Raw genomic sequence first — 19365 nt, forward strand, 5'->3', positions numbered from 1 at the left:
GACGGCACCCCCGTCACCGCATCCGAACGGGTCGCAAGTGCGGAAGGTACCCCAGATGCGCCGACACCAAGGAACGACCATGCGCCAGAACGCCACCGCGCCGGGACCGCACAGCCTCGTCACCGGCGCCACGGGTTACATCGGCGGCCGGCTCGTCCCCGAACTGCTGGACGCGGGACATCGGGTGCGCTGTCTGACGCGTTCACCGGACAAGCTGCGCGACCACGCGTGGGCGGGCGATGTCGAGGTGGCGCGCGGCGACGTCACCGACGCCGCGTCCGTCGCCGAGGCGATGCGCGGCATCGACGTCGCCTACTACCTGGTGCACTCCCTGGGCACGGGCCGCGACTTCGAGGCGTCCGACCGGCGGGCGGCGCGCGTCTTCGCCGAGCAGGCCCGCGCCGCCGGGGTGCGCCGCATCGTCTACCTCGGCGGCCTGAAACCCGCGGGCGTCCCCGACCACGCCCTGTCACCCCACCTGCGCTCCCGCGACGAGGTCGGGCGCATCTTCCTCGACTCGGGCGTGCCGACGACCGTGCTGCGGGCCGCCGTCATCATCGGCTCCGGCTCCGCCTCGTTCGAGATGCTGCGCTACCTCACCGAGCGGCTGCCGGTGATGGTCACACCCAGCTGGGTGCACACCCGCATCCAGCCCATCGCGGTGCGGGACGTGCTGCGGCTGCTGGTCGGCAGCGCCGGCATGCCGGCCTCGGTGAACCGCTCGTTCGACATCGGCGGCCCGGAGATCCTGACGTACCGCGACATGATGCTCCGGTACGCGGCGGTCGCGGACCTGCCCCGCCGGCTGATCTTCCCCGTGCCGGTGCTGACGCCGCGGCTGTCCAGCTACTGGGTCGGACTGGTGACGCCCGTTCCGCCGTCCATCGCCCGCCCGCTGACCGAGTCCCTGCGCCACGAGGTCGTCTGCCACGAGCACGACATCGCCCGGTACGTGCCCGATCCGCCCGGCGGGTCGATCGGCTTCGACGAGGCGGTACGGCTGGCGCTGCAACGCGTCCGGGACGCCCAGGTCACCACGCGCTGGTCCTCCTCGGCGCTGCCCGGCGCGCCCAGCGATCCCCTGCCCACGGACCCCGACTGGGCGGGCGGCAGCCTGTACGAGGACAGGCGGGCGGTGGCCGTGGGCGCCTCGCGCGACGCGCTGTGGCGGATCATCGAGGGCATCGGCGGCGACAACGGCTGGTACTCCCTCCCGGTGGCCTGGTCGGTACGCGGCTGGCTGGACCGGCTGATCGGCGGGGCGGGGCTGCGCCGCGGACGCCGGGACGCGGACCGGCTGCGGGTGGGCGACGCCGTCGACTTCTGGCGCGTGGAGGACATCGAGCCGGGGCACATGCTGCGGCTGCGGGCCGAGATGCGGCTGCCCGGCCTGGCCTGGCTGGAGCTGTACGCCGAGCCGCTGGGCTCCGGCCGCGCCCGCTACCGTCAGCGCGCCCTGTTCCACCCGCACGGGCTGCTCGGACACCTGTACTGGTGGGGCGTCTCCCCCTTCCACGCGGCCGTCTTCGGCGGCATGGCCCGCAACATCGCCCGCGCGGCGGCGACGGCCGAGTCCCCGGCCGTGCGCGACCCGGCGGTCCCGCACGCGACCGCCGCCCGGGGCGGCGAGGCGACCTCATGACCCCGGCCCACCCACGGGGCACCCGGTATGCGGCCCACCCGCGGGACGGCGAGACCCCGCGGAACGGCGCAACCCCGGCCCACCCCCGGTCCGCCGCGCCGCGCACCCCGTGCCCGCCGTCGTCCCGGGCGCCTGCGCCCCCTGAGCGGGTCCGCCGGCCGCGCACCGCGTCCACCGCTCACTCAACTGGAGCACGCCCATGAACGTGTCCGTCGTCCTGTTCACCGCCGACCTGCGGCTGCACGACCACCCGCCGCTGCGCGCCGCCCTCGACGGCTCCCGGCATGTGGTCCCCCTGTTCGTCCGCGACAGGGGCGTGACGGACACCGGTTTCGCGGTGCCGAACCGGATGGCCTTCCTGGTCGACTGCCTGGGCGACCTGGACGCCGGGCTGCGGGCCCGGGGCGGTCGGCTGGTGGTCCGTTACGGCGACGTCGTGGACGAGGTCTGCAAGGTGGCCGCCGAGGCCGACGCCGACGAGGTGCACATGTCGTCCGACGTCAGCGCCTACGCCCACCGCCGCGAGCAGCGCCTGCGCACCGCGCTGGAGGCCGACGGCAGACGGCTGCACGTGCACGACACGGTCACCACGGCCGTGGCCCCCGGCGCGCTCACCCCGTCCGGCGCGGACCACTTCTCCGTCTTCACGCCCTACTTCCGCCGGTGGTCGCAGGAGAAACTGCGCCGGCCCCTCGACGCACCGCGCTCGGTGGGCGTCCCCGACACCGTCGGATCCGAGCCGCTGCCCTCCCGCCGCGCCCTCACGGACGTCTCCCCCGGACTGGCGCGCGGCGGCGAGACGGACGGCCGCACGCAGCTGACGGCGTGGCTGAACCGGCGCGTGGGCGCCTACGAGGACCGCCAGGACGACCTGGCCGGCGACACCACCTCCCGGCTCTCGCCGCACCTGCACTTCGGCACCCTCTCCCCCGTCGAGATCGTCCACCGGGCCCGCCGGGTCGGCGGCCCGGGGGCCGACGCCTTCGTGCGGCAGCTCGCCTGGCGGGACTTCCACCGCCAGGTCCTGGCCGCCCGGCCCGACGCCGCCACCGCCGACTACCGCGGCCGCGACGACCGCTGGCGCCGCGAACCGGAGGCCCGCCGCGACATCGAGGCGTGGCGCGAGGGCCGTACCGGCTACCCCGTCGTCGACGCCGCGATGCGCCAGCTGCGACACGAGGGCTGGATGCACAACCGCGGCCGGCTGCTGACGGCGTCCTTCCTGGCGAAGACGCTGTACGTCGACTGGCGCGTCGGCGCCGACCACTTCCTGTCCCTGCTCGTCGACGGGGACCTCGCCAACAACCAGCTCAACTGGCAGTGGGTGGCCGGGACCGGCACCGACACCCGGCCCCACCGCGTCCTCAACCCGGTCCTCCAGGCCAGGCGGTACGACCCCGACGGGGCGTACGTGCGGCGCTGGGTGCCCGAGCTGGCGGGGGTCGAGGGTCCCGCCGTGCACGAGCCGTGGAAGCTGCGCGGGCCCGAGCGTGCCGCGCTCGACTACCCGGAACCCCTGATCGACCTCCGCGAGGGCCTCGACCGGTTCAAGAGGGCCCGCGACCGCGGCTGAGAGGACGACCGTGGCGACCGCGCACTGGCTGTTCGGGGACCAGCTCGGCCCCCGCTTCCTCACGCCCGGGGACGGCGGGCCGGACCGCTCGGCGCCGGTCGTGATGATCGAGGCGCGTTCCGTCTTCCGGCGCCGCCGCTTCCACCGGGCCAAGGCGCACCTGGTGCTGTCCGCGATGCGGCACCGGGCCGCCGAACTCGGCGACCGGGTCCGCTACGTGCGCGCCGAGACCTATCGCGAGGGTCTGCGCGAGGCCGTCGGCGACGGCGAGGTGACCGTCTTCCACCCCACCTCGCGGGCCGCCCTGCGCCTGGTCTCGTCCCTCGACCGGGTCTCGGTCCTGCCGGCCCGCGGCTTCCTGGTGCCGCACGAGGACTTCCGCGCCTGGGCGGGGGGCCGAGGGCGGGGACGGCTGTTGCAGGAGGACTTCTACCACTGGGTGCGGCGCGCGCACGGCCTGCTGCTCGACGGCGACCGGCCGGCGGGCGGCCGGTGGAACCACGACCACGACAACCGGCTGCCGCCGCCGCGCGGGGCCCGCACTCTGGACTCGCCCGCCCCCTACCGGCCCCGCGAGGACGGGATCGACGACGAGGTACGGCGTGACCTGGACCGCTGGGAGCGCGAGGAGGGCATCCGCTTCGTCGGCCGCGACGGCCCGCGGCTGTTCCCCGCCTCCCGCCGCGAGGCGCTCGCGGCGCTCCACCGGTTCGTCGACCACCGCCTGGGCGGTTTCGGGCCGTACGAGGACGCGATGCTCGCCGGGGACCCGGTGCTGAACCACAGCCTGCTGTCCTCGTCGCTGAACCTCGGCCTGCTCGACCCCGCCGAGTGCGTCGACCTGGCCGAGGCGGCCTGGCGGGCGGGGCGGGCGCCGGTCAACAGCGTGGAGGGGTTCGTCCGGCAGATCGCGGGCTGGCGGGAGTACGTGTGGCACCTGTACTGGTACTTCGGTGAGGACTACCGCCACCACAACGCGCTCGGGCACCACGCGCCGCTGCCCGAGTGGTTCCTCGACCTCGACGCCGACGCCGTCACCGCCCGCTGCCTGTCCACCGCCCTCGCGCAGGTCCGCGACACCGGCTGGACCCACCACATCCAGCGGCTGATGGTGCTCGGCAGCCACGCGCTGCAACGCGGCTGGGACCCCCGCGCGGTGACCGACTGGTTCCACCGCTGCTTCGTCGACGGCTACGACTGGGTGATGCTGCCCAACGTCGTGGGCATGTCACAGTACGCCGACGGCGGGCGGATGACGACCAAGCCCTACACCTCCGGCGGGGCGTACGTGCACCGGATGAGCGATCTGTGCGGCGGCTGCGCCTACCGGCCCACCGAACGCGTCGGCGAACGCGCCTGCCCGTACACCGCCGGCTACTGGGCCTTCCTGCACCGGCACCGCGCCCGACTGGTGGACAACCCCCGGATGCGGCAGGCCGTACGGGGCCTGGACCGGCTCCCCGACGTGGACGCCGTGGTCCGCCAGGAGCGACAGCGAGGCGACGCCCCTCCGTGACACACCCTTTTGGCGCATCCGTTCCGGTCCGCGGCGCGGAAGGCATGGACACAGTGCCGTGCCACCGAGGAGAGGACCCGGCATGCGTGCCAGCCACCCCACGGACCGCCGCGCCGAAACGGCGGACCCAGCCCCGCACCGGTCACCGGGGGCGCCCGACCTGCCCCACCTGCAGGCGCCCCCGGACCCGGCGGGGGCCGAGAGCCTCGCCGTGGACGGGCTCCGGGTGGACGCCGTCGACCGGGACGTCAGGGCCGCCGTCGACCGGGTGCTCGGGCACGCCCTGGCCGACAACCTCACCCGGGCCGCCACCGCGGACCCCCTGTTCGCCCGCGACGTGGCCCGGCGCGTCGCCCACTTCACCCTGGACGGCGGCAGGCGGTTCCGCTCCCGGATCGTGTGGTGGACGATGCGCGCCTGCGGCGGCCGGGACGACGCCGCCGCGAGGGCGGCGCTGCGGGTCGGGGCGGCCCTGGAGCTCATCCAGACCTGCGCGCTGGCCCACGACGACGTCATGGACGGCGCGCGCGTGCGCCGCGGCCGGCCCGCCCTGCACGTCTCCGTCGCCGCCCAGTACCGGGGTGCCGCGCCGGACGGACGGGCCGAACGGCTCGGGGAGGCCACCGCGATACTCGCCGGGGACCTGGCGCTGGCCTGGGCGGACGACCTGATCGCCGACACCGAGGTGCCGGAGCGCAGCGCACGGCGGGTGCGGGAGCTGTGGCGGGACATGCGCACCGAGATGGTGGCCGGACAGTACCTGGACGTCCAGGGGCAGGCCACCCGCTCGCACGACGTGCCCCGGGCGCTGCGGGCCGCCACCCTCAAAAGCGCCCTGTACTCGGTCGAGCGGCCGATGGCGCTGGGCGCCGCGCTGGCCGGAGCGGACGCGGCCACCACGACGGCGCTGTCGTCCGCCGGGCGGTGCGTCGGGCTGGCGTTCCAGCTGCGCGACGACCTCGAGGACGTGTTCGCCGATCCCGGCCGCACCGGCAAGCCGGCGGGCGGCGACCTGCGCAACGGCAAACCGACCTACGTCTTCACCGTGGCCCGGGCGTGGGCGGAAGCGGCCGGCGACGTGGAGGCGCTCGCCGTGCTGGACGGCACGCACGGCCGGGCCGATCTGCCGGAGTCCGGCCTCGCCTCGCTACGGCGGGTCCTCGTCTCCACCGGCGCGCGCGACGCCGTGGAGGAGAAGATCGACCGGCTGGTGGGGTGCGGCGTCCGTCATCTGCGCGACGCCCGCCTGGACGGCGCGGGCGCCGCCGAGCTGGAACGGCTGCTGCTCGCCGTGGCGGGCGTGCACCCGGCGCGTCCGGCCGGCGCGACACGACCACCGGACGACGCCGGACCGCCCGCTCTCGCGCACGCCGCCGAGGCCGAGGGGGCGGGCCGATGACGCGGACGCTGCCCGGCCCGACCGACCACGTGGTGGTCGTCGGCGCCGGTCTCTCGGGCCTGTCGGCCGCCCTGCACCTGCTGGGCGCCGGCCGCCGTGTCACCGTCGTCGAGCGCGACGCGCTGCCGGGCGGACGCGCCGGGCGTCTGACCCGCGCGGGCTACCGCATCGACACGGGGCCCACGGTGCTGACGATGCCGCATCTGGCGGACGAGGCCTTCGCGGCGGTCGGGGAGCGCCTCGCCGACCGGGTCGAGCTGATCGGGCTGCGACCCGCCTACCGGGCGCTCTTCGCCGACGGCAGCGCACTGGACGTGCACACGGACGGCGAGGCCATGGAGGCGGAGGTCGAGCGGTTCGCGGGCGCGGCGGAGGCCGCCGGGTACCGGCGGCTGCGCGACTGGCTGGAGCGGCTGCACCGGGTCCAGATGCGCCGGTTCATCGACCGCAACTTCGACTCGCCCCTGGATCTGGTCACCTGGGACCTGGCGCGCCTCGCCGCCCTGGGCGGCTTCGGCCGGCTGGACCCGGCCATCGGCCGTCATCTGCGGGACGAGCGGCTGCGCCGGGTGTTCTCCTTCCAGGCCCTGTACGCCGGCGTCCCGCCGCGGCGCGCCCTCGCCGCCTACGCGGTGATCGCCTACATGGACACCGTGGCCGGGGTCTACTTCCCGCGCGGCGGCATGCACGCGCTGCCGCAGGCCATGGCGGACGCCGCGGCGACGGCGGGCGCCGAGTTCCGCTACGGGCAGGAGGTCGTCCGGCTGGAGCGCCGGGGCAGCCGGGTCACCGCGGTGGTGACCGCCGAGGAGCGCATCCCCTGCGACGCGGTCGTCCTCACCCCCGACCTGCCCGTGGCCTACCGGCTGCTGGGGCGGGCCCCGCGCCGCCCGGCCCGGCTGACGCACGCGCCGTCGGCCGTCGTGCTGCACGCGGGCACCGACCGCACCTGGCCGCAACTCGCCCACCACACCCTGTCCTTCGGCGCGCGGTGGCACGGCACCTTCGACGAACTCACCCGCACCGGCGACCTGATGTCCGACCCGTCCCTGCTGATCACCCGGCCCACCGCCACCGACCCGGGCCTTGCCCCGCCCGGTCGTCACCTGCACTACGTCCTCGCCCCCTGCCCCAACACCGACATCGGGCCGGGCGCGGCCGACTGGCGTGACCTCGCGCCCCGTTACCGCGACCGCGTCCTCACCGAACTCGAACGCCGGGGGCTGGCCGGCCTGGGCGCCGCCATCGAGGAGGAGTGCCTGGTCACGCCCGCCGACTGGCAGGCGCAGGGCCACGCGGCGGGGACCCCGTTCTCCGCCGCCCACACCTTCCGCCAGACCGGCCCGTTCCGGCCCCGCAACCTGGTGCGCGGCACGGACAACGCCGTGCTCGCCGGGTGCGGCACCACACCCGGTGTCGGCGTCCCGACCGTGCTGCTGTCCGGCAAGCTCGCCGCCGCCCGCGTCACCGGGCCGACGACGCCGGCCCCGCGCTCCCGCCCCCGAACCGACGGCACGACGACGCCCGAAGGGATCCCGTCATGACCAGCCGAGAGCTGGACGCGGCCGGCATCTGCGACCCGGACCTCCGCGCCGCCTACGCCCGGTGCCGCGTGCTGAACGCGCGGCACGGCAAGACGTACTTCCTCGCCACCCGGCTGCTGCCCCCGGAACGCCGGCCGGCCGTGCACGCCCTGTACGGGTTCGCCCGCTGGGCGGACGACATCGTCGACTCCCTGGGCTGCGGCCACACCCGCGGCGACCGCGCACGGCAACTGGCCCTGCTGGAGGCCCGGCTGGCCCGCGGCCTGAAGGAGGGGCACAGCACCGAGCCCGTCGTGCACGCCCTCGCGGACACCGCCCGCCGCCACGCCATCGACCACCGGCACTTCACGGACTTCATGGCCGCCATGCGCAGCGACCTGGACGTCACGGACTACGCCACCTACGCCGACCTGCGCGCCTACATGCACGGCTCGGCCGCGGTGATCGGGCTTCAGATGCTGCCCGTCCTCGGCACCGTGGTGCCGCGCGCCGAGGCCGCCCCGCACGCCGCGGCGCTCGGCGTGGCCTTCCAGCTCACCAACTTCCTGCGCGACGTCGGCGAGGACCTCGACCGCGGACGCGTCTACCTCCCCGCCGACCTGCTCGCCGCGCACGGCGCCGACCGCGAGCTGCTGCTGTGGAGCAGGCGCACCGGCCGCGGCGACCGGCGGATCACGGAGGCGCTGCGGGCCGCCGAGGACCTGACCCGCGGCGTCTACCGCGAGGCCGCGCCGGGTATCGCGATGCTCGAACCGCTCGCCCGTCCCTGCATCCGCACCGCGTACGTGCTGTACGGAGGGATCCTGGACGCCATCGCCGAGGACGGGTACGCGGTGGTCCACCGCCGTGCGGTGGTTCCGCTGCGGCGGCGGCTCACGGTGGCCGGGGACGGGCTCCTGCGCGTGCTGCGGGCCCGGACGGCCGCGGGCGCCGCTCCCCCGCGTCCCGAGCCGGCGGCGCCGTGTCCGCCGGCCGCCGTCGTCCCCGAGGAGGCCGGATGAGCGCCGACCGCCGGGGCCGGTTCCCGCTGAGGCTGCGCAGGAAGCCGGTGGCCTGGACCCGGCAGCGGCCCACCTGGCGCGAGGCCCGACCCGCCGTGATCGCCGCCGCGCTGAAACGGGCCCAGGCGCGGCCGTCGGGCAACTGGTACGTCGTCGGCGCCACCGGCGACGTGCCCCGTGACCGGCCGCTGGCCCGGACGGTGGCGGGCCGGGAAGTGGTCGTGTGGCGCGACCGCGAGGGCCGGCTGGTCGCCGGGCCCGGCAGCTGCCCGCACCTCGGGGCGCCGCTCGCCGACAGCCCGGTGCGCTGCGGCACCCTGATCTGCCACTGGCACGGCCTGTCCCTGGACGGCCGGCCGGCGGCGGGCTGGGAGCCTTTGCCCGCGCACGACGACGGCGTCCTCGTGTGGGTCCGCCTGGACGACGTCGGCGGCGAGGCGCCGCGTGCGGCCCCCGTGGTGCCCGCCCGGCCCGCTCTTGCCGGCGCCCTGCACTCCGTGTACACGGGCATCGGCATCTGCGAGCCCGAGGACGTGGTCGCCAACCGCCTCGACCCGTGGCACGGCGCCTGGTTCCACCCGTACTCCTTCGTGGACCTCACCGTCGTCGACGCGCCGGGCGTCGCCGCCGCGGGCGACGGCGACGGTTTCGCCGTCGACGTGTCGTTCAAGGTGGCCGGGCGGCTGGTGGTGCCGGTGCGGGCCGTCTTCACGGCGCCCGAGCCGCGCACCGTGGTGATGCGCATCGAGGAGGGGGAGGGCGTCGGCTCCGTCGTCGAGACCCATGCCACGCCGCTCGGCCCGGACGACCGGGGCAGGCCGCGCACCGCCGTGATCGAGGCGGTCGTCGCGGCCTCCGACCGCCGGGGGTTCGCCGTGGCGCGCGCCATGGCGCCCGTGCTGCGTCCGCTGGTCCGCGCCGCCGCCGGGCGTCTGTGGCGCGACGACCTGGCCTACGCCGAGCGCCGCCGGCTGCTGCGGTCCACCGGACGTTTTCCCGGCTGACCCGGCACCACGGCCGTAGAGTTGCCGCATGGCACAGGAGGTGGAGCCGGTCCCCGAGGTGGGCCTGACGACCGGCGCGCTGGCCCGCCGGCTCGGCGTCTCGCCCACGACCCTGCGCTCCTGGGACCGCCGGTACGGCATAGGCACGGCGGTGCGGACCGAGGGGCGGCACCGTCGGTGGTCGCCGGAGGACGTCGCCGTGCTGGAGGCGATGTGCCGGCTGACGTCCGCGGGGGTGCCGCCCGCCGAGGCCGCGCGGGCCGCGCGCGGCGGCGCCGACGTGTCGGGGGCCGCCAACGGCGAACCGGAGGCCGACGGCCGCTCGCGTGCCGCCGGTGCCCTGCCGCTGGGCGACGTGCGGCAGGAGTGCCGGGGCCTGGCCCGGGCCGCCGTGCGGCTGGACGCCCCGGCGGTGGACGAACTCCTGACCGCGGCCGTCGACCGGCACGGCGTCGTCGGCGCCTGGCAGGACGTCATGATGCCGGTACTGCACGCCGTGGGCCGCAAGTGGGAGACGTCGGGCGACCGTTACGTCGAAGTCGAGCACCTGCTGTCCTGGCACGTCTCGACCGCGCTGCGCCGGGCCACGCGGCGGGTCGACTCCCCCGCCGCGCCGCCGGAGCCGGCTCCCGCGCCCGCCCCCGGCCCGGTCGTCCTGGCCTGCGTGCCGGGGGAACAGCACACGCTGGCGCTCGAAGCCCTCACCGCCGCCCTGAGCGAACGGGACGTGCCCGCGCGGATGTTCGGGGCGGCCGTACCGGCGGAGGCGCTCACCGCGGCGGTACGCCGGCTCGGCCCCACCGTCGTCGTGCTGTGGGCGCAGGCCCGGAGCACGGCGAGCGCTCCCCTCGCGGCCCACATCGCCGGCACCGGCTGGGGAGCCCGGGGCGCCCGCCGCCGTCCGCTGGTCGTCCTCGCCGGCACGGGGTGGGCCGGCTCCGCGTCGCCGGGGATGCCACGCCCCGGCGGCCTGCAGGAGGCGCTGGAGCTGGTGTCCGGGGTGTACTAGCCAGGGCCGCCGCAGGGTCAGGACGGGTTCTCCCAGGACGCCGGCTCCGCCGCCAGTTCCCGCACCGGCTCCGGCAGCGCGTTCGCCGCGATGTCCGCGACTGTGACCCCTTCGAGGATCTTCCGTACGTTCGCCCGCAGCGCGATCCACAGCGGCAGCAGCGGCTCCGCCGAACCCTGGTAGGTCAGCCCGGTCGGGCGTTCGCCGCGCACCGAGACGATCGGGCCGTCGACGGTGCGGATGATGTCGGCGACCGTGATCCGGGACGCCTCGCGCGCCAGCCGGTAGCCGCCGCTGCCGCCGCGCCGGCTGTCGACGATCCCGCCGCGCCGCAGATCGCCGAGGATCCCCTCCAGAAACTTGTGCGGGATGTCCTGCGCGGCGGCGATGGCCTCCGCCTTCACCGGTTCGCCGCCCTGCCGTACGGCGAGTTCGAGTACCGCCCGTACCGCGTAGTCCGCCCGTGCCGAGATCCTCATACGCCCATTGTGGGCCGACCGGAAACGGGCTGTGCCCCGGCGTCGCCTCCGGGGAGCGTGTCGCGGGCGCCGGGGTCGGCCCGTCCACGGGTCTGCACGACGTCCGGCAGGACCCGGTCGTTCCTCGTTGAACAACGGTCGTCGGATCACCTGACGCGGACACTTTCGGCCGCGTAGTCTCGAACAGCCCGCCGTGCGGCGGTGGAAGGGGTGGCGATGGACTTCTCGGCGCTGCGGCCGCGGCGGCGCGGTTCCGCCATGCGCGCGCTGGAGGCCGAGCTGGGCGCCGCCCTGCGCGCCCTCCCCGCTCCCCCGGCCGACGTGCGGGATCTGTGCCGCGCGCTGTGCCGGGCGATGAGCGCGCGGCGCGGCGGACGGCCCCTGGAACTGCGCTTCGAGCGGTTCCCCGACGAGATCGAAGTGACCGGTCTGTGGGTCGAGTTCCAGGACTTCGACCTCGTGATCGTCGAGGAACGCGCCGAGGCCGTACAGCAACTGGTCATCCTCGGACACGAGTTGTGGCACATGCACGTCGGGCACGAGCACCGGCACGGCGCCCGTCCGGCCGCCACGCACGCCCTCGCGGACGCACCGGGCTGGAAGGGCATCGCGGTGGCGGTGGCCGCCCGCAACGGCTCGCGGCGGCGCGAGGAGGCCGAGGCCGACGACTTCGGACACCGGCTCGCCGCGCTGTTCCGGCCCGTGCTCACGGGGGACCGCGGCACCGACGCCTCGCTCGACCCGGTGCAGCGGTCGATGGGCTACCGCGGACGCAGAGGAGCCGCGCAGTGATCGGTGCCGTGCTCGCGATGGACCCTTCCGATCTGCTCAGCAGGATCTACATCTCGTTCTGGATCCCGACCGCGGTTCTGACCGCGGCCCTGCTGATCAAGCTGCCCACCATCATCCGGCTGTGGCGAGACCCGCTGCTGCGCGCAGTCGGCGGACTTCTGCTGCTCGCCTGCGCGGTCTTCGTCTTCGTCGCGCCGTCCACCATCGCCTGGACCAACCGCGTCACAGGCGTCCCCAACATCTCGGCACCCTGGTGCTACTCGCTGCTCACCGCGTTCTGCGCGGCCTGTCTGCTTCTGATCATCACCTGGCGCAACGGACCGGCCCGGGGCTCCGCCGAGACCCGCCGCGCCATGCGCTGGGTGATCAGTACCTACTCGGCGGTGATCGTCGCCCTCTGGGTGCTGTTCTTCCTCGCCGAGGCACCTGAGGAGCGGCTGCGGGACCTCGACACGTACTACGCCACCACCCCGTTCATGCGCGAGGAGATCCTGCTCTACCTGCTCGCCCACTCCGTGGCCGTGCTGATCACGTCCAAACTGATCTGGGAGTGGGTGCGCACCGACGGGCTGGACGCCTGGCTGCGTTGGGGGCTGAAACTCCTGGGCGTCGGCTACGGGCTCAACCTGATCTTCGACGCCTCCAAGCTCACCGCCGTCGTGGCCCGCTGGACCGGGCACGACCTCGACTGGCTCAGCACCCACCTGGCACCGCCGGTCGCCGCACTTTCCGCGATTCTGATCGCGGTCGGCTTCATCCTGCCGCACGCGGGCCAGTACCTTCACGACCGCTGGCGGGTGCGGCTCGCCCATCGCGAACTGCGGCCCCTGTACGTGCTGATGCGGGGCGTCAGCGGCTCCGGTGTCCCAGTTGTGCTGCGCGCCACCCCTGAGCTGCGGCTGATCCGCCGCGAAACGTTCATCCGCGACACTCTCCTGCCGCTGTCCCGGCATTTCGACGAGGAGCTGGGCCGGCGGTCGTACGAGGCGGCGCTCGCGCTCGGCCATTCGCCGGAGCAGGCCAAGGCGCTGGCCGCCGCCGTCGCCATCCAGGACGCCGTCGAACGCAAGCGGCGCTCGCCCGCCAGGGACGGCACCGCCAATACCGACACCACGGATTTGCTCCGGGAGATCGGGGCCGTGTCCCGAGCCCTCCGACGTCCCGATGTCCTCGACGCGGTCCGCGCACGGGCCGCCGCATCCTCAGAGAGCGTGTCCGTACATGAGTGAACCCACCACCGCCGTCGTCCTCGGCGGTTCCCTCGCCGGCATGCTCGCGGCCAGAGCGCTGGCGGACGTCGCCGATCGGGTCGTTGTGGTCGAGCGCGACGTCCTGCCCACCGGGCCGGCCCCGCGCAAGGGGCTGCCTCAGGCACGGCACGTGCACCAGTTGTGGTCGGGCGGTGCACGGGCGCTGGAGCAGTTGCTGCCGGGCGTCACCGGAATGCTCGTGGACGCGGGCGCGCACCGGCAGAAGGTCACGACCGACATGGTCGTGCTGTCCCCGCAGGGCTGGTTCCGACGCTGGGACGAGTCCCACTTCATGCTGCTGTGCAGTCGGGACCTGCTGGACGCGACGGTACGGGCCGAGGCGCTCGCCCATCCTCACATCGAACTGGCCGACGGCACCGAGGCGCTGGCGCTGCTCGGCACGGACACAGCGATCACCGGGGTGCGCCTGCGCGGCTCCGACGGAGCCGAGCGGAGCCTGACTGCCGATCTGGTCGTCGACGCCACCGGCCGCGGCTCGCGGACGCCACAGCGGCTGCGGGAGTTCGGACTTCCCGAGCCCGAGAGGCGTGAGGTGGACTCCGGTCTGGCCTACGCCAGCCGGATATACCGGGCGCCCGAGGCAGCGCGGGACGGCTTCCCCGTGGTCAGCATCCAGCCGGACCCGCGGACCGGGCAGCCGGGGCGCGGGGGTGTGCTGCTGCCGATCGAGGGCGGCCAGTGGCTTGTCACGCTGTACGGCACCCAGGGCGGCGAGCCCTCCACCGACGCCGCCGACTTCGAGCGCTACGCCCGTGAGGAACTGCGGCACCCGGTCCTGGCCGACCTCTGCGGTCAGGCGGAACCGCTTGGCGAGCCGTCCTTCACCCGGACGACGGTCAACCGGCGGCACTACTACGAGCGAATGCGCGTGTGGCCGGAAGGGCTGGTCGTACTGGGCGACGCGCTCGCCGCCTTCAATCCGGTGTACGGGCACGGCATGTCCGTGGCAGCGCAGAGCGCGGTGGCGCTGAGAGCCGCCGTAAGACGTCGCGGGTGGGGCTCGCGAGCACTGGCCAGGCTTGCCCAGCGGGCGGTCGCCCGGCCGGTCGGCGCGGCGTGGGAACTGGCCATCGGGCAGGACGTGTTCTACCCGGGGGCCACACAGAACGGGCCGACGCTGCGGGAACGGGCGGTGGCGGCGTACGTGGACCGTCTGATGCACACCGCCACCGGCAACGGCCGCGTGGCCAAAAGGGTGACCGACGTGACGTCCCTCGAGCGGGGCGCCGAAATGCTGCTGACGCCGGGGATGCTGCTGGCGGCCATGGTCGGGCCGCTGAAACCGGCGCTGGGTCGGCCGCCCCTGACGGCCGAGGAGCGCAAGGCAGCTGGACTGTCCTAGCCGCAAGGCGGCGGGACCGTGGCATTGGCCGAAGGCGTCGGACCGGCTTCGTCGCCGATCGCCGTCTTCGCGGAGGCGGCGAGGGAACGTTGTAGCGCGGCAGGTGCCGGGCGAGCGCGCCCAGGGCCGGCGCGGCCTCCTCCCGCTGCCGGCCCACGTCCATCAGCGCCAGGACCAGGAAGGCGGTCTGCCGGCCCGCTGGACTACCGCCCGCCGCCGGCGCTCGCCGGTGAGGCCGCTCTCCAATGTCGTGCGGGAGAGCGGTACGGCTTCCTCGCCCCTGCCGGTCGCGTCGTTCGCACTGGCGGCCCTCAGGGTCTGCGGAGCGCCCGTTCCCAGTCCGGTGTGGTGGTCATCGCCACGGCTTCACGGAGGGGCCCGCCCGCACCAAGGGCGGGCGGGCCGCCCGCGACCCGTCCCTACCCCGCGAACGCCGGTTGCGCCAGGCCCTTTCCGGCGTCCCGGACCACCAGCAGCGAGCCCGACAGCGGCGTCGGCGCCGTCAGGCCGACGCGCGCCGTGGTGATGTACAGGTCCGTCAGGCCGGCGCCGCCGAAGGCGCACGCCGTGGGGCGGGGCACCGGGAGCGGGAGGACCCGGTCCAGTGCGCCGTCCGGCGTGTAGCGGCGCACCGCGCCTCCGTCCCACAGCGCCACCCACACACAGCCGTCGGCGTCGACCGTGAGGCCGTCGGGGAAGCCGGCGCCCTCCTCGATCTCCGCCAGGGTGCGGCGGCCGGTCACGCGGCCGTCGGCGTGGTCGAAGACGTCGACGCGGCGGGTCGGGGAGTCGATGTAGTACATCAGGCGGCCGTCGGGGCTCCAGCCGATGCCGTTGCTCACCGACACGTCGTCCAGGACCACCTCCACCGAACCGTCGGGCGCGACGCGGGACAGCGTGCCGCCGCCCGGCGCCTCGTCGTAGCGCATGGTGCCCGCCCACAGCGCGCCGTCCGGCGCCACGGCGGCGTCGTTGGCGCGCCGGCCGGGGACCGGGTCGTGGTGCAGCACGCGGTAGGTGCCGTCCGGGTCCAGCAGGCCCACACCGTCCCGCAGGTTGAGGACCAGGCCGCCGTTCGCGCGGGGCTTGGCCGCGCCCACGTGCTGGTGCGTGGTGCGGGTCGTGCGCCGACCCGTGGCGGGTTCGTACGTGTGCAGCCGGGAGTTCAGGATGTCGATCCAGATCAGCCGCCCGGTCGCCGCGTCCCACGTCGGCCCCTCGCCCAGCGCCGCCTCGGCGCGCACCGCCACCTCGAGCGCCGTCATGCCGCGCTCCGGTGGCCCAGCCGCTCGGACAGTTCCGCCGCGCCCTTCGCGGCGAGCTGCTCCAGCTCGGCGCGGCGCTCGTCGCTCCAGCGGATCATGGGAACGGAGATGGAGAGGGCGGCCACCACCTGCCCGGTGCGGTCACGGACCGGCGCGGCGACGCAGGAGACGTCCGGGTTGGACTCGCGGCTCTCCACCGCGATGCCCCGCTGCCGGATGCCCGCGAGCGCCGCGCGCAGGGCCATGGGCTCGGTGATGCTGTTCGGCGTCATCGCGGCCAGCTCCGCGCCGTCGGGGATGCGGGCCGTGAGCTCGGGATCGGGCAGGGAGGCCAGCAGCATCTTGCCGACGGACGTGCAGTGGGCGGGCAGGCGGCGGCCGGCCGCGGAGACCATGCGCACCGCGTGCGTGGAGTCCACCTTGGCGATGTAGATGACGTCCGTGCCCTCCAGGATCGCGACGTGCACCGTCTCGTCGCAGGTCTCGGCGACGGACCGGGCGACCTGCTGGCCCTCGGCGGCGAGGTCCAGCTGCTCGGCGTAGCGGCTGCCGAGCTGGTAGGGGCGCACGCCGAGCCGGTAGCGGCCGGGCTGGCCGGGGACCTGGACGATGTACGACCGGGCGGCGAGCGTGGTGACCAGCTCGTGCACGGTGGTGCGCGGCAGCTGGAGCTTGCGCACGATGTCGGGGGCGGAGAGCGTGCCGTCCCCGTCGAGGAAGAGCTCCAGGATGTCGAGAGCCCGGGTCACGGCTGGTACGAGGCGTCCCACGACCGGCCCCTCCCTTGCGTTCTGAGACTTGCGTCTGCGGCTGACGTCGGTGACTTGTGCCCGACGGCTTGTTTCCGGCCGTGTGCTGTGGTGGCTTGGGCGACGAGGCGTCCGGACGTCGACCCGAGCCCTCGTGTTCGAGATTTCAACACGCGGTCGGAATGGCGAACACAGGCTACTCATGGAGGGTTTACCCGGGCAATGGCCTTGCACGTGCCGGACGAGGCTTCCTCCGGGGCCGGGGTGACCCGAGCCGCGGGGGCGCGGGGCATCCGGCGCATGCCCGCCGCCGCGGGATGCCCGGCGGATGCTCGCCGCCCGCAGGTCGTCGCGGCGGGTGCGCCGGGCACATACCCCGCCGCCGCGCGACATCCCGCACATACCCCGCCGCCGCGCGACATCCCGCGCATGCCCGCCGCACGCGCGACGCCCCGCAGGTCGTCGCGGCGGGTGCGCCGGGCGCACACCCCGCCGCCGCGCGACATCCCGCACATACCCACCGCACGCGCGACGCCCCGCAGGTCGTCGCGGCGGGTGCGCCGGGCGCACACCCCGCCGCCGCGCGACATCCCGCACATACCCACCGCACGCGCGACGCCCCGCAGGTCGTCGCGGCGGGTGCGCCGGGCGCACACCCCGCCGCCGCGCGACATCCCGCACATACCCACCGCACGCGCGACGCCCCGCAGGTCGTCGCGGCGGTGCGCCGGGCGCACACCCCGCCGCCGCGCGACATCCCGCACATACCCACCGCACGCGCGACGCCCCGCAGGTCGTCGCGGCGGGTGCGCCGGGCGCACACCCCGCCGCCGCGCGACATCCCGCACATACCCACCGCACGCGCGACGCCCCGCAGGTCGTCGCGGCGGGTGCGCCGGGCGCACACCCCGCCGCCGCGCGACATCCCGCACATACCCACCGCACGCGCGACGCCCCGCAGGTCGTCGCGGTGAGGGCGCCGGGCGCATACCCCGCCGCCGCGCGGCATCCCCCACATGCCCGCCGCCGCGCGGCATCCCGCGCATGCCCGCCGCACGCGCGACGCCCCGCAGGTCGTCGCGGGGTCCCGTCGGGCCGGGGCGGGACCGCCGGGCGCGCCCCGGGGCGGGCCGGGGTGGCTACTCCGCGCGTGTTGCCGTGGCAGGTGATGTGACGCGTCTGCCGGTGGGGCCCGCCCGGCGGGGCTGCGAGCGGCCCCGGCCGATCTCGCCGCGCAGCCGGCGGGCGCGCAGCACCAGTTCCAACTCGAAGCGCCGGTCGGGGTCGTCGATCTCGTCGCCCCACAGTTCCCGTATCTGCCGCAACCGGTACCGGACGGTCTGCGGATGTACCCCGAGCCGCTCAGCCACCTCCGGCGCCCCGCCCCGCGTCTCCAGCCACGCCAGCAGCGTCTCCGCGAGCCGCCGCGCGTGGGCGGGCCCGCAGTGCGTGAGCGGGGCGAGGCAGCGCAGCGCCAGGTCGTCGAGGAGTTCCTCGGGCTGGAGCAGCACCAGCGCCTCGGTGTGCTCGGTGCAGAACAGCACCTCCCCGGCGGGCAGCAGCCGCCGCTCCATCAGGCGTACGGCGGCCTCGGCCCAGCGCAGCGACTTCGCGGCGTCGGCCAGCGGCACCGGCGGCCCGATGGCGCCCGCCCAGCCGCCCAGTGCCCGGTGCAGCAGCTCGCCCCGGCCGGCGGCGTCCGGCTCGGGCACGACCATGCGGGGCTGCTCGTACTCCAGGTCGAGCAGCACGTCCTGCCCGACCGCGGGCGCGACCGCCTCCCGTGCCGGACGCAGCAGCACCCCGACGGCGACCTTCTCGGGCAGCTGCCAGCCGATCCGGGCGGCGCGTTCGGCGAGGGCGTCGGCGGGGTCGCCGCGGTGGCGTTCGGCGAGCAGCAGCTCCATCAGGCGGCGCTGGAGGCGCAGCCGTTCCCCGGCCTGGCGGGCGGCGGCCTCGGCGTAGCCGCGCACAGACTGGTCGACCAGGCCGTCGAGGTACTCGTAGCCCGCGTCGACCAGCTCGTACATCGCGGGCGGCGGGATCTCCACACGCTGGCCGATGTCGGCGAAACGGCGCCAGGCCAGTCGTACCCCCATCCGGTAGATCGCCTGGAGGGAGTCGAGGGTCCGGCCGTTGTAGCCCTCGCCGCGGCCGAAGTCCTGGAAGACGCCGGGCGGCACGGTGGGGCGTCCCGTCGAGTAGTCGGCGTGCTCCAGGTGCTGCACGAACACCTCGATGGCACGCCGGATGCCGACCAGCGCCATCGGCTCGCCGTTCTCGTCCAGCACCAGCGGCAGGTGCGGGTACTCGCGGCGGATCTCGTACAGGATCTCCTCGGCCAGCGCGGGCGCCTCCGCCATGGCGGTCGCCGCGAACCGGCGCACCTGCAGCCGGGGCACCTCGTGCCAGGCGGAACGGGACGTGCCGACCGTGCCGGTGGACGCGGCCGGGGTGACGGTTGCCGGGCGGGCGGTCACCGGTCAGTCCCCCCGCCCCGCTTGTTCATAGGTGACCAAGGGCGTGTTGGGCTGCTCGGGAGTGGCTTCGAGCAGGGCGACGACGCCGAGCGCGGCGCCCACGGCGAGGACGCTCGCGACCACGACGGTCACGGTGGCGGCGATCAGTCTGGACATGTGGGGTCAGCCTCTCTGGTCCGGAGGTCCTCCCACCCCGGCGCCCCTGCCCGTCGGCCCAGTGTCGGCGCGGCCCGGTATGCCGTCAAGGGCCGGAATCGGACCGAGGCTCACGTTGTGACGTGACGTCAGGTACAACAAGC

At 75.3% G+C, this 19365-nt stretch carries 17 protein-coding genes; 11 read left to right on the forward strand and 6 right to left on the reverse strand.

The annotated features are described in order from the left end of the window. Window positions 1-79: 79 nt before the first annotated feature. The 8 genes from IPT68_RS11640 (at window position 80) to IPT68_RS11675 (ending at window position 10688) form a co-directional block, all read left to right on the forward strand. A complete protein-coding gene (locus tag IPT68_RS11640; protein WP_189696722.1) occupies window positions 80-1642 on the forward strand; it encodes an SDR family oxidoreductase in 1563 nt (520 codons plus the stop codon). Between the two features lie 199 nt (window positions 1643-1841). Further along, window positions 1842-3215, forward strand: coding sequence for a cryptochrome/photolyase family protein (locus IPT68_RS11645; RefSeq protein ID WP_189696721.1), 1374 nt, complete (start codon window positions 1842-1844; stop codon window positions 3213-3215). A 10-nt stretch (window positions 3216-3225) separates the two neighbouring features. Continuing rightward, window positions 3226-4731, forward strand: coding sequence for a cryptochrome/photolyase family protein (locus tag IPT68_RS11650; protein WP_189696720.1), 1506 nt, complete (start codon window positions 3226-3228; stop codon window positions 4729-4731). An 82-nt stretch (window positions 4732-4813) separates the two neighbouring features. Next, the gene (locus IPT68_RS11655) at window positions 4814-6130 is read left to right on the forward strand and encodes a polyprenyl synthetase family protein (RefSeq protein WP_189696719.1); all 1317 of its coding nucleotides are present in this window, start codon (window positions 4814-4816) and stop codon (window positions 6128-6130) included. Continuing rightward, on the forward strand, window positions 6127-7674 hold the full coding sequence (locus IPT68_RS11660) for a phytoene desaturase (protein ID WP_189696718.1): 1548 nt from the start codon (window positions 6127-6129) through the stop codon (window positions 7672-7674). The genes IPT68_RS11655 and IPT68_RS11660 overlap by 4 nt, the downstream gene beginning before the upstream one ends. After that, window positions 7671-8675, forward strand: a complete 1005-nt coding sequence (locus IPT68_RS11665; protein ID WP_189696717.1) for a phytoene/squalene synthase family protein — start codon at window positions 7671-7673, stop codon at window positions 8673-8675. Before IPT68_RS11660 ends, IPT68_RS11665 begins: the two co-directional genes overlap by 4 nt. Further along, the gene (locus IPT68_RS11670) at window positions 8672-9679 is read left to right on the forward strand and encodes a DUF5914 domain-containing protein (protein ID WP_189696716.1); all 1008 of its coding nucleotides are present in this window, start codon (window positions 8672-8674) and stop codon (window positions 9677-9679) included. The genes IPT68_RS11665 and IPT68_RS11670 overlap by 4 nt, the downstream gene beginning before the upstream one ends. A 28-nt stretch (window positions 9680-9707) precedes the next feature. Next, on the forward strand, window positions 9708-10688 hold the full coding sequence (locus IPT68_RS11675) for a MerR family transcriptional regulator (protein WP_189696715.1): 981 nt from the start codon (window positions 9708-9710) through the stop codon (window positions 10686-10688). A gap of 17 nt (window positions 10689-10705) precedes the next feature. Here IPT68_RS11675 and IPT68_RS11680 read toward each other — a convergent pair whose 3' ends face one another. Next, window positions 10706-11167 carry an RrF2 family transcriptional regulator gene (locus tag IPT68_RS11680; RefSeq protein WP_189696714.1) on the reverse strand — a complete coding sequence of 154 codons (462 nt, stop codon included), beginning with the start codon at window positions 11165-11167 and terminating at the stop codon, window positions 10706-10708. A gap of 216 nt (window positions 11168-11383) precedes the next feature. On the opposite strand from IPT68_RS11680, the gene IPT68_RS11685 reads away from it, so the two are divergent. Genes IPT68_RS11685 through IPT68_RS11695 form a run of 3 tightly spaced genes read left to right on the forward strand, consistent with a single transcriptional unit; the run spans window position 11384 to window position 14572 of the window. Then, entirely contained in the window at window positions 11384-11959 is a 576-nt protein-coding gene (locus IPT68_RS11685; protein WP_189696713.1) for a toxin-antitoxin system, toxin component family protein, read from the forward strand. Between the two features lie 17 nt (window positions 11960-11976). Next, entirely contained in the window at window positions 11977-13188 is a 1212-nt protein-coding gene (locus tag IPT68_RS11690) for an MAB_1171c family putative transporter (protein WP_189697061.1), read from the forward strand. Next, a complete protein-coding gene (locus IPT68_RS11695; protein ID WP_189696712.1) occupies window positions 13181-14572 on the forward strand; it encodes an FAD-dependent monooxygenase in 1392 nt (463 codons plus the stop codon). Before IPT68_RS11690 ends, IPT68_RS11695 begins: the two co-directional genes overlap by 8 nt. 162 nt (window positions 14573-14734) lie before the next feature. Here IPT68_RS11695 and IPT68_RS11700 read toward each other — a convergent pair whose 3' ends face one another. The 5 genes from IPT68_RS11700 to IPT68_RS11720 form a co-directional block, all read right to left on the reverse strand. Beyond that, window positions 14735-14911, reverse strand: coding sequence for a tetratricopeptide repeat protein (locus IPT68_RS11700; RefSeq protein ID WP_322734602.1), 177 nt, complete (start codon window positions 14909-14911; stop codon window positions 14735-14737). A gap of 80 nt (window positions 14912-14991) precedes the next feature. Then, entirely contained in the window at window positions 14992-15837 is an 846-nt protein-coding gene (locus tag IPT68_RS11705) for an SMP-30/gluconolactonase/LRE family protein (protein ID WP_189696711.1), read from the reverse strand. Next, window positions 15834-16607: an IclR family transcriptional regulator gene (locus tag IPT68_RS11710; RefSeq protein WP_189696710.1), complete on the reverse strand. Its 774-nt coding sequence runs from the start codon at window positions 16605-16607 to the stop codon at window positions 15834-15836. The genes IPT68_RS11705 and IPT68_RS11710 overlap by 4 nt, the downstream gene beginning before the upstream one ends. Window positions 16608-17725: 1118 nt before the next feature. After that, window positions 17726-19066 carry a PucR family transcriptional regulator gene (locus IPT68_RS11715; RefSeq protein ID WP_189698270.1) on the reverse strand — a complete coding sequence of 447 codons (1341 nt, stop codon included), beginning with the start codon at window positions 19064-19066 and terminating at the stop codon, window positions 17726-17728. A 3-nt stretch (window positions 19067-19069) separates the two neighbouring features. Beyond that, window positions 19070-19222 (reverse strand): hypothetical protein, encoded by a 153-nt coding sequence (locus IPT68_RS11720; protein WP_189698271.1) that lies wholly within the window; start codon window positions 19220-19222, stop codon window positions 19070-19072. Window positions 19223-19365 lie beyond the last annotated feature (143 nt).

Source organism: Streptomyces chromofuscus (assembly GCF_015160875.1).
Taxonomy (GTDB): Bacteria; Actinomycetota; Actinomycetes; order Streptomycetales; family Streptomycetaceae; genus Streptomyces; species Streptomyces chromofuscus.